The sequence below is a fragment of the Micromonospora sp. genome (genome assembly GCF_048594385.1).
Taxonomy (GTDB): Bacteria; Actinomycetota; Actinomycetes; order Mycobacteriales; family Micromonosporaceae; genus Micromonospora; species Micromonospora wenchangensis.
Window position 1 is genome coordinate 1 of record NZ_JBMDWU010000508.1, and the last position, 11,007, is coordinate 11,007.

11 protein-coding genes are annotated in these 11,007 nt (G+C 72.8%); 5 read left to right on the plus strand and 6 right to left on the minus strand.

What is annotated here, in order from left to right; genetic code table 11:
• Positions 1 to 47 precede the first annotated feature (47 nt).
• The 3 genes from ACOJTC_RS27185 (at position 48) to ACOJTC_RS27195 (ending at position 2,081) form a co-directional block, all read left to right on the plus strand.
• Positions 48 to 800 carry an SDR family oxidoreductase gene (locus ACOJTC_RS27185; protein ID WP_377684696.1) on the plus strand — a complete coding sequence of 251 codons (753 nt, stop codon included), beginning with the start codon at positions 48 to 50 and terminating at the stop codon, positions 798 to 800.
• On the plus strand, positions 797 to 1,432 hold the full coding sequence (gene mug, locus ACOJTC_RS27190; RefSeq protein ID WP_420119018.1) for a G/U mismatch-specific DNA glycosylase: 636 nt from the start codon (positions 797 to 799) through the stop codon (positions 1,430 to 1,432). Before ACOJTC_RS27185 ends, mug begins: the two co-directional genes overlap by 4 nt.
• A 214-nt stretch (positions 1,433 to 1,646) precedes the next feature.
• A complete protein-coding gene (locus ACOJTC_RS27195; RefSeq protein ID WP_420119019.1) occupies positions 1,647 to 2,081 on the plus strand; it encodes a hypothetical protein in 435 nt (144 codons plus the stop codon).
• A gap of 232 nt (positions 2,082 to 2,313) precedes the next feature.
• Here the strand turns inward: ACOJTC_RS27195 and ACOJTC_RS27200 are convergent, their stop codons facing one another.
• From ACOJTC_RS27200 to ACOJTC_RS27210, 3 genes are all read right to left on the minus strand, one after another.
• The gene (locus tag ACOJTC_RS27200) at positions 2,314 to 4,299 is read right to left on the minus strand and encodes an ABC transporter ATP-binding protein (RefSeq protein WP_420119024.1); all 1,986 of its coding nucleotides are present in this window, start codon (positions 4,297 to 4,299) and stop codon (positions 2,314 to 2,316) included.
• A gap of 127 nt (positions 4,300 to 4,426) precedes the next feature.
• Complete coding sequence (locus ACOJTC_RS27205) at positions 4,427 to 5,194, minus strand: enoyl-CoA hydratase/isomerase family protein (RefSeq protein ID WP_420119020.1); 768 nt, start codon at positions 5,192 to 5,194, stop codon at positions 4,427 to 4,429.
• A gap of 43 nt (positions 5,195 to 5,237) precedes the next feature.
• Positions 5,238 to 5,465 carry a helix-turn-helix domain-containing protein gene (locus ACOJTC_RS27210; protein WP_007072022.1) on the minus strand — a complete coding sequence of 76 codons (228 nt, stop codon included), beginning with the start codon at positions 5,463 to 5,465 and terminating at the stop codon, positions 5,238 to 5,240.
• Between the two features lie 202 nt (positions 5,466 to 5,667).
• On the opposite strand from ACOJTC_RS27210, the gene ACOJTC_RS27215 reads away from it, so the two are divergent.
• Positions 5,668 to 6,270: a cadmium resistance transporter gene (locus ACOJTC_RS27215; RefSeq protein ID WP_420119021.1), complete on the plus strand. Its 603-nt coding sequence runs from the start codon at positions 5,668 to 5,670 to the stop codon at positions 6,268 to 6,270.
• Between the two features lie 77 nt (positions 6,271 to 6,347).
• Here ACOJTC_RS27215 and ACOJTC_RS27220 read toward each other — a convergent pair whose 3' ends face one another.
• Entirely contained in the window at positions 6,348 to 7,952 is a 1,605-nt protein-coding gene (locus ACOJTC_RS27220; RefSeq protein WP_204926107.1) for an ABC-F family ATP-binding cassette domain-containing protein, read from the minus strand.
• 247 nt (positions 7,953 to 8,199) lie between these two features.
• Between ACOJTC_RS27220 and ACOJTC_RS27225 the strand changes: the two genes are divergently transcribed.
• Positions 8,200 to 9,114, plus strand: coding sequence for a neutral zinc metallopeptidase (locus tag ACOJTC_RS27225; protein ID WP_357932017.1), 915 nt, complete (start codon positions 8,200 to 8,202; stop codon positions 9,112 to 9,114).
• Positions 9,115 to 9,200: 86 nt separating this feature from the next.
• Here the strand turns inward: ACOJTC_RS27225 and ACOJTC_RS27230 are convergent, their stop codons facing one another.
• Together ACOJTC_RS27230 and ACOJTC_RS27235 are read right to left on the minus strand one after the other, a co-directional pair.
• A complete protein-coding gene (locus ACOJTC_RS27230) occupies positions 9,201 to 9,866 on the minus strand; it encodes an acVLRF1 family peptidyl-tRNA hydrolase (protein ID WP_420119022.1) in 666 nt (221 codons plus the stop codon).
• 118 nt (positions 9,867 to 9,984) lie between these two features.
• On the minus strand, positions 9,985 to 10,737 hold the full coding sequence (locus ACOJTC_RS27235) for a LysE family transporter (protein ID WP_420119023.1): 753 nt from the start codon (positions 10,735 to 10,737) through the stop codon (positions 9,985 to 9,987).
• Positions 10,738 to 11,007: the final 270 nt, after the last annotated feature.

The window sequence follows — 11,007 nt, forward strand, 5'->3', positions numbered from 1 at the left end:
ACCGGGCCGCCGCGCCGGCCACCGCCGGATACGGCAGGATCGGCGGCATGGATCTCGGACTCACCGATCGGGTGTACGTGTTGACCGGCGCGTCCCGGGGGCTCGGCTTCGCGACCGCACGGTGCCTGGTCGCCGACGGGGCGCGGGTGGTCCTGTCGGCCCGGACGCCGGAGCGGGTCGCCGGGGCGGTCGACCTGCTGGGTGGGCCCGGGCACGCCATCGGCCTCGTCGCCGACCTGGCCGACCCGAGCCTGCCCGAGCGGCTGGTGATCGCCGCCCGGGAACACTTCGGCCGGCTCGACGGGGCGCTCGTCTCGGTGGGTGGGCCACCTGCCGGCACCGCCGCCCAGGTCAGCGACGCGCAGTGGCGGGAGTCCTTCGAGACGGTCTTCCTGGGCACCGTGCGGACGGCCCGGACGGTGGCCGCCGCGCTCACCGAGGGGGGCGCGATCGGGCTGGTGCTGTCCACCTCGGCCCGTACCCCGATCACCGGTCTCGGCATCTCCAACGGGCTGCGGCCCGGCCTCGCCGGGGTGGCCAAGGACCTGGCCGACGAGCACGGCCCGCGCGGCGTACGGGTGCTGGGCCTGCTGCCCGGACGCTTCCTGACCGACCGCAACCGGGAACTGCTCGGCGACGACGAGACGGCCCGCGCCGCCGCGGAGGCCGGCATCCCGCTGCGCCGCATCGGCGATCCGGCCGAGTTCGGGCGGGTCGCCGCGTTCCTGCTCTCCCCCGCCGCCGGCTACGTCACCGGGGTCAGCGTGCCGGTCGACGGCGGCGCGCTGCGCAGCCTGTGACCCCGCGACGCCGCTCGGCCGGCCCTGCCGCCACCCCCGAGCCGGCCCGCACCACCTCCGGACCGGTGCGGGGGCCGGACCGGGCGGAACTGGCCGCGGCGGCGGACCGCACCATCCCGGACGTGATCGGCCCCGGGCTGACGGTGCTCTTCGTCGGGATCAACCCGGGCCTGTGGTCGGCGGCCACCGGTTGGCACTTCGCCCGGCCGGGCAACCGCTTCTGGCCGGCCCTGCACCGGGGCGGCTTCACCCCACGCCAACTGCACCCGAGCGAGCAGGACATGCTGCCCGGGTTCGGCCTGGGCATCACCAACATGGTGGCGCGGGCCAGCGCCCGGGCCGACGAGCTGACCCCGGCGGAACTGCTGGCGGGCGCGCGGACACTGACCGACAAGGTGACCCGCTACCGGCCGACCTGGGTGGCCGTGGTCGGGGTGACCGCCTACCGGATCGGGTTCGCCCGGCCCCGGGCCGGCTTCGGCCCGCAGCCGGAACCGCTGGCCGGCGCGCGGCTGTGGGTGCTGCCCAACCCGAGCGGCCTGAACGCCCACTTCACCCCGCAGACCCTGGGGGACGCCTTCGGCGAGCTGCGCGCCGCGGTGACCGGCCAGCCGCCCTCCCCCGCCGGCTGACCACCACCGTCCCCGCACTCACGGTAGGCCGCGTCGCGCGTTCACGATGTGTCGTGTAAATGCCGACATCAAGGCAATAAATTGCGAACGACGGGTCCCACTGCAATTGACGTATATTTATTTCGTGCGTGCTTTCGAGTTCACGTTGGTCTAACATTGGAACCGCAATCGGCTACACGCCGTTAACGCATTTCCCATCACGTCGGGAGCAGTTATGCCACAAGTCCGTTCTTCCCGCTTCGTCCGCCTGCTGGCTGCGGGCGCCGCCGGGGCCGCCGCGGTGGCCGTGTTGCCCGCGGTCAGCGCCCAGGCGGGCACCTCACCGTTCACCGTCTCGGTCAAGGGTGGCTACAACAACAGCCAGTCCCTCGGCACCGCCACCGGAACCATCACGGGTACGGGCAGCAACCAGGCAACCTACTCGGTGACGCTGTGCGGGCAGAGCACCTACCCGAGTTCCCAGGTGACCATCAAGGGCGGCACCGCCAGCGCCGCGCACACCGTCTACTACCAGAACTGCGAGACCTTCACCGGCGACCTCGTCTCCGCCTATGGATTCACCAACATCGAGGTCACGGTGTCCGGTTCCACCTTCTACCCGGGCAACCAGTACACGACGTACACGAAGGCCCGCACGATCTACTTCTGAGTTGTACGCGTGGCATGACGAAACGGGCACCGAATTGACGGCCATCGGCTCAACCAGCCGGTGACCCGCGCCCTCCGGCGCCCGGCGTGGGAATTGCGTCAGAATGGGGACCAGGTCGGGGCCGCTCCCCCCGGCCTGATCCCGTATCGCCGGCGACGACACGCCGCCGACCGGCGCCCACCACCCGGCGGTCCGCACGGACACCGCCGGCCGCCCCCTGACCGGGGACGTGTCAGTTGGCCACAGCCGGAGGTCGCGCCTCCTGGGCGACGTAGGTGCCCATGGGCACGGTGGTGACGATCGGCTCGGCCGGCTCGACGGCATCCGGGTACGGCGTGGGCGACTCGGCGACCGCGAACTGGGTGCGGTACAGCTCGGCGTAGAGCCCACCCACCGCGACCAGCTCGTCGTGCCGGCCCCGCTCGACGATCCGGCCGTCGTCGAGGACGAGGATCTGGTCGGCGTCGCGGACCGTGGAGAGCCGGTGCGCGATCACCAGCGCCGTCCGCCCGGTCAGCGCCACGGCCAGCGCACGCTGCACGGCCGCCTCGCTCTCCGAGTCGAGGTGGGCGGTGGCCTCGTCGAGGATCACGCTCGACGGGGCCTTGAGCAGCAGTCGGGCGATGGCGATGCGTTGTTTCTCCCCACCGGAGAAGCGGTAGCCGCGCTCACCGACGGTCGTGTCCAACCCGTCGGGCAGGGCGCGCACCAGATCGGCCACCTGGGCGCCGGCCAGCGCCGCCCAGATCTCGTCGTCGGTGGCGTCCGGCTTGGCGTACCGCAGGTTCTCGGCGATCGTCTCGTGGAACAGGTGGGAGTCCTGGGTGACCACGCCGATCTCGTCGCGCAGCGAGGCGAGGGTGGCGTCCCGGACGTCGACCCCACCGACCCGCACCTCGCCGTCGGTGACGTCGTAGATCCGGGAGATCAGCATGGACAGGGTCGACTTGCCGGCCCCCGACGGCCCGACCAGGGCCACCATCTGCCCCGGCTCGACCCGGAAGGACACCCCCTTGAGCACCGGCTCGCCGGCCGTCCGGTCGAGGGTGGCGACCTCCTCCAGCGACGCCAGCGAGACGTCGGCGGCGGCCGGGTAGCGGAACCGGACGTCGCGGAACTCGACCCGCCCGGCACCGGCGGGCACCGGCACCGCGTCGGGCTTCTCCTCGATGCCGGGGCGCAGGTCGAGCACCTCGAAGACCCGGTCGAACGAGACCAGCGCGCTCATCACGTCGACCCGGACGTTGGACAGCGCGGTCAGCGGACCGTAGAGGCGGGTGAGCAGCAGGGCGAGCGTGACCACGGTGCCGGCGCTGACCGCGCCGGTGACCGCCAGCCAGCCGCCGAGCCCGTAGGTGAGCGCCTGGGCCAGCGAGGCGACCAGCAGCATCGCCACGAAGAAGGTGCGTGAGTACATCGCCGACTGGATGCCGATGTCGCGGACCCGCTCGGCCCGCGCGGCGAACCGACCCGCCTCCACGCCGGGCGAGCCGAACAGCTTGACCAGCAGCGCCCCGGCCACCCCGAACCGCTCGGTCATGGTGGCGTTCATCTTGGCGTCGAGGTTGTACGACTCCCGGGTGATCTCGGCCAGCCGCCGGCCCACCCGCCGGGCGGGGATCACGAAGATCGGCAGCAGGATCAGCGAGAGCGTGGTGATCTGCCAGGAGAGGGTGAACATCACCCCCGCGGTGAGCACCAGCTGGATGACGTTGCTCACCACCCCGGACAGGGTGGAGGTGAACGCCCGCTGGGCACCCATCACGTCGTTGTTGAGCCGGCTGACCAGGGCCCCGGTCTGGGTGCGGGTGAAGAACTGCAACGGCATCCGCTGCACGTGGTCGTAGACCCTGGTGCGCAGGTCGAGGATGATGCCCTCGCCGATGCGGGCCGAGTACCAGCGTTGGACCAGGGAGAAGATCGCGTCGGCGACGGCCAGCCCGCCGATGACCAGGGCGAACCGCACGACCGTGGCACCGGCCTCCGGCCCGCCGCGGCTGATCGCGTTGATCACGTGCCCGGCGAGCACCGGGGTGGCCACCCCGATCACGGCGGCGATCACCACGGTCACCAGGAAGATGACGATGTCCCGCCGGTAGGGGTGGGCGAACGCCATGATCCGCTTGGCGGTGCCGCGCTTGAGGCGGTGGGCGGAGACCTCGTCGCCGTGGCGGATCGACCGGAGCATGCTCCAGCCGGCCATGTTGCCGCCCGTCATCGGGTTGGACATCGGTCACCTCCGTGTCGTGGCGGCACGCACCGTCGGGGTCGATTCTCCCCACGCCTACGACAACCTCGGCGGTAACCCGGCTCTTCCCGGGCAGTCCTTACCGACCGCCGGCCGGCTACTCGCCCCGGCCGGCCAGGTCACGCAGCCGGCGGGTCTGCGCCTCACGCTCGGCCCACTGCTGCTCGGTGTGGGAGCGGCCGGCGGCGCCGGCGAGCAGCGCCTTGATCTCCACCACCGCGTCCCGGTTGCCGGCGAGCAGGCCGGCGGTGAGGTCACCGACCGCCGCGTCCAGCTCGGCGTTCGGCACCACCAGGTTGGCCAGGCCGATCCGGTCGGCCTCTGCGGCGTCCATCCGCCGGCCGGTGGCGCACAGCTCCAGGGCGCGGGCGTAGCCGACCAGCTCGACCAGCCGCTTCGTGCCGGCCAGGTCGGGGACCAGACCGAGGGTGACCTCGGCCATCGACAGCTTGGCGTCCTCGGCGAGGACCCGCAGGTCGCAGGCGAGCGCGAGCTGGAAGCCCGCGCCGATGGCATGACCCTGTACGGCGGCCACCGAGATCACGTCGGGGCGGTGCAGCCAGGTGAAGCCCTGCTGGTAACCGGCGATCCGGTCGGCGCACTCCTGCTCGGGCAGGGTGGACAGCTCGGCGAAGGAACCCGGCCCCTGGGCACCGGCCACCGACAGGTCGAGGCCGGCGGAGAACGACCGCCCCTCGCCGCGTACCACCACGACGCGCACGTCGCCCGGCAGGTCCCGGGAGAAGTCGCTCATCGCGCGCCACATCGCCGGAGTCTGGGCGTTGAGCACGTCGGGCCGGCACAACGTGACCGTCGCGACCGGCCCGTCGCAGTGCAGTAGCACCCCGGTCGTCTCGGCGGTCACCGGACCGCCCGGGGCGTGCTGACGGACGACGCTGGTGGGCGGGTCACGCCTTCTTGCGACGCCGGGCGCCGCCGCGCTGCCGCAGCTGCACACCGGACTCGGTGAGCACACGGTGGATGAACCCGTAGGATCGCCCGGTCGAGGCGGCGAGCGCGCGGATGCTCTCCCCGCCGGTGTACCGCTTTACCAGGTCCTTGGCGAGCGTCTGACGCTCGGCTCCGACGATCCGGCGACCCTTCTCAGTGCTGGTGGCTGTGCCAGTGGCTGCCATGCTGATTCCTCACGTCCCAGACTGTGCGGTTCGATACGGTCCCACCTATTAGACCGTCTCGAACGATCATGCGCCAGATATCAACTCTTCGCCAACCGACACGCTATGCAGTGTCGTCAACCCGATAGAGTGACCCTGCACTCGGTCGACGGCTGCTAGCGCGCCCTGGCGGCCCTGGTCGGCGGCCCGTAGCCTGCCGGTCGTGACCGACCTGCTGGGCGACGTGAGCGGCGCGGCGGCCGTCTTCGCCGCCACCAACCTCGACGACATCGTGGTGCTGACCGTACTCTTCGTGGCCGCCCGCGGTACGGGACGACCCCGCCCGTGGCAGATCGTCACCGGTCAGTACCTGGGCATCGCCAGCCTCGTCGCGGCCGCCCTGGTGGTCGCCGCCGGCCTGCTGGTGGTGCCCGATCCGTGGACCGGCCTGCTCGGGCTGCTGCCGGTCGCGCTCGGGGTCCGGGCGCTGCTGGCCCGCACCGACGACGACTCGCCGCCGGCCGTGGTCGGCGGACTGCTCGGGGTCGCCGGGGTGACGGTCGCCAACGGCGCCGACAACATCGCCGTCTACGTCCCGGTGTTCCGCGCCCTCGACCCGGCCACCGGACTGGTCTACCTGCTGGTCTTCGCGCTCCTGGTCGCCGTCTGGTGCGGTGCCGCCGCGCTGCTCGGCGGGCACCCCCGGGTGGTCCACCTGGTCGGCCGGGCCGGGCACTGGCTGGTCCCGGTCGTCTTCGTCGCCATCGGCCTGGTGATCCTGGTCGGCTCGGGCGTCCTCGGCCGGCTGGCCGACCTCGCCCGCTGACCAACGCCCGGACCGACCACGGGCCGTTGGCCGGGCAGCCGACCCCGCCGGCCGTCGCGGGCGGGGTCGGGGCCGGATCAGGCCAGCTCGACCAGTTCCAGGAGGTCGTCGCTCCAGGCGTCCTCGTCGCCGTCGGGGAGCAGGATGGCCCGGTCGGGCTTGAGCGCGAGCACCGCGCCCGGGTCGTGGGTGACCAGCACGATCGCGCCGGGGTAGTTGGCGATGGCGTCGAGCACCTGCTCACGGCTGACCGGGTCGAGGTTGTTCGTCGGCTCGTCCAGCAACAGCACGTTCGCGCCGGAGCAGACCAGGGTCGACAGGGCGAGCCGGGTCTTCTCGCCACCGGAGAGCACCCCGGCGGGCTTGTTCACGTCCTCGCCGGAGAACAGGAAGGCACCGAGGATCTTGCGGAGGTCGGTGTCGGACTGCTCGATCGCCGCCGCCCGCATGTTCTCCAGCACCGTGCGTTCCACGTCCAGCGTCTCGTGCTCCTGGGCGTAGTAGCCCAGCCGCAGGCCGTGCCCGGCGTGCACCTCGCCGGTGTCCGGCGGGAGCAGGCCGCCGAGCATCCGCAGCAGCGTGGTCTTGCCGGCGCCGTTGAGCCCGAGGATCGCCACCCGGGAGCCACGGTCCACCGCGACGTTCACGTCGGTGAAGATCTCCAGCGAGCCGTACGACTTGGACAGGCCGGTCGCGGTCAGTGGGGTCTTGCCGCAGGGCGCGGGGTTGGGGAACCGGACCTTCGCCACCTTGTCGGAGACCCGTACCTCCTCCAGGCCGGAGATCAGCTTCTCGGCCCGGCGGGCCATGTTCTGCGCGGCGACGGTCTTGGTGGCCTTGGCCCGCATCTTGTCCGCCTGCGCCATCAGCGCGCCGGCCTTCTTCTCGGCGTTGGCCCGTTCCCGGCGGCGACGACGCTCGTCGGTCTCCCGCGCCGCCAGGTACGCCTTCCAGCCCAGGTTGTAGACGTCGACCACGGATCGGGTGGCGTCGAGGAACCAGACCTTGTTGACCACCGACTCCAGCAGCGAACCGTCGTGGGAGATCACGATCAGCCCACCCTTGTGGTTGGCGAGGAAGCCGCGCAGCCAGGTGATCGAGTCGGCGTCGAGGTGGTTGGTGGGCTCGTCGAGCAGCAGGATGCCGCCGCCGTTCTCCCCCGCGTCGCGGAACAGGATGCGGGCCAGTTCGATGCGGCGTCGCTGACCACCGGAGAGGGTGCCGATGGTCTGCGCGAGAGCCCGGTCGGGCAGCCCCAGGTTGGCGCAGATCCGGGCGGCCTCGGCCTCGGCGGCGTACCCGCCCAGCGAGGCGAACTGGTCCTCCAGCGCGCCGTAGCGGCGGACGAGCTTGTCGTCGACGCCGTCGGCGAGTTGCTGCTCGATCTCCTTCATCTGGGCCATCAGCACGTCCAGCCCCCGGGCGGAGAGCACCCTGTCCCGGCCGGTGACCTCCAGGTCGCCGGTACGCGGGTCCTGCGGCAGGTAGCCGATGGCGCTGCGCCTGTCGATCTGCCCGGCGTACGGCTGCCCCTCGCCGGCCAGTACCTTGAGGGTCGTGGTCTTACCGGCGCCGTTGCGACCGACCAGTCCGATCCGGTCACCGGGCTGCACCCGCAGGGTGGTGTCGGACAGGAGGATCCGGGAGCCGGCGCGCAGTTCCAGGCCGGTGACACTGATCATTTCCGGTACTCGCTCTCGGGGGGTCTGGAAGGGCTGACTCAGGGCACGCGAAAGCGCCGGCGGGTCAGTGGTTCCCGTCGGCGCGGGGCGGTTCAGCCTTCGCAGCGCAGCACCCGACAAGTGTACCGGGCGGCCCGACGCGCACCGCCCGGATTACCGTACAAGATCATCGGGTACCGAAAACGCCGTCCGGACCCGGTCCGGTACCGCAACCCTCAGACGTGACGAATCGGTGATCGGGGTCAACATGGAGCTGAACGAGAACGCGCGGATCGACACCGGCCAGGTGGACGACCGGCGAGGGTCCGGTGGGGGTGGCGGGGGCATCCCGATCCCGATCCCGGGCGGCGGCGGACGCGGCGGCATCGTCGGGCTGATCATCGCCGTGCTGGTGGCCCTGGTGGGCGGCGGTTTCGGGCTGAACGCCATGACCGGCGGCGGGTCCGAGACCGGCGACAACACGGAACTCACCCAGAAGTGCTCCGCCGACGACGCGCTCAAGCAACTGGACTGCCGCAACACCCTCTACGTCAACTCGATCCAGGCGTACTGGCGCACCGCCCTGCCCGAGCGGTTCGGCCAGCAGTACCAGCCGTCCAAGACGGTCTTCTTCAGCCAGGGCGTCAACACCGGCTGCGGCCAGGCCGACTCCGGCGTCGGGCCGTTCTACTGCCCCGCCGACGACCTGGTCTACATCGACCTGACCTTCTACCAGACCCTCGCCGACCAGCTCGGTGCCGAGGGTGAGTTCGCCCAGCCGTACGTGCTGGCCCACGAGTACGGCCACCACGTGCAGGACCTGCTCGGCACCGAGGCGCAGATGCGCCGCCAGCAGCAGCGGGACCCGGGCAGCGCCAACGCGCTCTCGGTCAAGCTGGAACTCCAGGCCGACTGCTACGCCGGCGCGTGGGCCAAGAACGCCACCGGCACCGCCGACGAGCAGGGGCAGAAGATCTTCAAGAGCATCACCGAGCAGGACATCGCGCAGGCGATCGACACCGCCGAGAAGATCGGCGACGACGCCATCTCCAAGCGGGCCAACCGCCCGGTCAACCCGGAGGAGTTCACCCACGGCTCCTCCGAGCAGCGCAAGCAGTGGTTCACCAAGGGCTACACCACCGGTGACCCGAAGTCCTGCGACACCTTCGGCGGCAGCCTCTGACCGACACCGGTCGGCAGGTCGCGGCGGTCGGCGGGGCGCACGCCCCCCGGCCGCCGCCGTCGTTCCCGGGGGCGGGTGGCCCGGTGTCAGGCGGGGTCGCGGACCAGGAGGTGCACCGCGCGGGCAGCGGTGATCGCGCCGACCAGCACCGCGTGCCGTGGCTCGGGCACGTCGAGCAGCCGATCGGCCCGCAGCCCGGCGAGCGGGGCCAACCGCCGGTCGGCCAGGACCGTGTCGACGGCCCGCCGGTCACCGCCGCAGACCACCGCCGCCAGCGTCGCCGCCTCCGGCAGCAGCAGCCGTACGGCCAGTTCCGCCGCGTCGCCCAGGGCCGCCCTGGCCTGGTTGTCCCGCCGCCGGGCGAACCGCTGCTGCGACCAGCCCCCGGCGGCGGTGCGGCCCTGCACGTACCGGGTGTCCACCTTGGAGACCAGCAGCTCGGTGCCGAGCGCCACGCCGACCGCCACCGCGCCCTTGCGGGCCAGCAGCAGCCCGAGCCGGCGGGGCGCGACGGCGGCGTCGACGAACCCCGGCACGTCGTCGACCTGCCCGGCCGCCGCCCCGGTGCCGCCGCCCGGCGGGAGGTGCAGCTCGGCGGTCGCCCCGTCGGCGGCGGTGAGCAGCAGGCCGTACCCCTGCGGGGAGGCGACGGGCGGGCCGTGCCGGTCGGCGAAACCCGCCACCCAGCGGGCGACGCGGGTCGGATCGACCTCGATCCACCGGCCGCCACCGGCCGCGGGTCGGCTGCTCATCACCCGACCGTACGGCACGCCGGACGGCGGCCCGGTGGACGACCCACCGCACGACGGCAGCCCGGCGGGCGGACGCCGTCGGGGCCGGCGGGAACGACGCGGCCGGTGTGGGGGCCGTTCACCGCACGACCAGCATGGCGACCGCGAGGGCGGCGATGATCAGGCTGGACAGCAGGCCGGTCACCAGTCGACCACGCGGGCCGGCCAGCACCCGGCCGACCAGGGTGCCGCTCCCGGCGATCAGCAACTGCCAGCTCGCCGAGGCGACGAAGACCCCGAGGACGAACAGCGCGGCGGCTGCCGGTGCCGCCCGCGCCGCGTCGGCACGGCCGAGGACCAGCGCCGTGAAGTAGACCACCGTGGCCGGGTTGAGCAGAGTCAGCGCCAACACCCCGACGAACGCGCGCCCCGGCGTGTTCATCCCCCGAACCGGCTCCGACCCGCCCGACTCCGGCCCGGGACCGCCCCGACCCGACTGCCCCGGCTCCGACCCGCCCGACTCCAGCCCACCCGGCTTGAACCCACCCGATCCCGGATCGCGCGGCTCCGGTCCAGCCGACCCCGACCCGCCCGACGGCGGTCGGGAGCGCCAGGTCCGCCAGCCGCCGTGGACGGCGAGCACCAGCAGCACCACCGCCGCCGCCACCCGCAGCGGCCCGGCTACCGGGGCGACCACGGCGGCCACCGCCGCGCCGCCGAGTACCGCCACGGCGGCGTAGAGCCCGTCTGCGGTGGCGACGCCGAACGCGGCAGCCGCACCGACCCGCAACGAGGTACGGGCGCTGAGCCCGAGGATGAGCACCGCGATCGCACCGACCGGGACGGCGACTCCGTAGCCGGCCACCAGCCCGGCCAGGAAGGCGGCGGTCACGACGAGCGGTGGCGGGCCGAGCCGCGCCCCGGATGGGCCTGCTGTCGGCGCGCGGTGGTGCTGGCGCGGACAGGCTCCTGCACCGGGTACGTCTCGATCACCGGCCCATCATCGGGCGCGGGAGCGACGCCCCGCCACCGGATTGTCCGCCGCCACCGTACTGATCGACTCAACGGGGGCGAAACAGCGGGATCGGCCGGCCCGGACCCCCCTACATCGGCCCCGGGGAGTCGATCACCCCGCCCGGACCCGGTCCCGGACCCGGACCCG

Bases quoted from the DNA above. Each gene is read 5' to 3' on its own strand.
- ACOJTC_RS27220 (WP_204926107.1), bottom strand. From the start codon at position 7,952: ATGATCAGTGTCACCGGCCTGGAACTGCGCGCCGGCTCCCGGATCCTC.
- ACOJTC_RS27185 (WP_377684696.1), top strand. From the start codon at position 48: ATGGATCTCGGACTCACCGATCGGGTGTACGTGTTGACCGGCGCGTCC.
- ACOJTC_RS27195 (WP_420119019.1), top strand. From the start codon at position 1,647: ATGCCACAAGTCCGTTCTTCCCGCTTCGTCCGCCTGCTGGCTGCGGGC.
- ACOJTC_RS27225 (WP_357932017.1), top strand. From the start codon at position 8,200: ATGGAGCTGAACGAGAACGCGCGGATCGACACCGGCCAGGTGGACGAC.
- ACOJTC_RS27230 (WP_420119022.1), bottom strand. From the start codon at position 9,866: ATGAGCAGCCGACCCGCGGCCGGTGGCGGCCGGTGGATCGAGGTCGAT.
- ACOJTC_RS27200 (WP_420119024.1), bottom strand. From the start codon at position 4,299: ATGACGGGCGGCAACATGGCCGGCTGGAGCATGCTCCGGTCGATCCGC.
- ACOJTC_RS27210 (WP_007072022.1), bottom strand. From the start codon at position 5,465: ATGGCAGCCACTGGCACAGCCACCAGCACTGAGAAGGGTCGCCGGATC.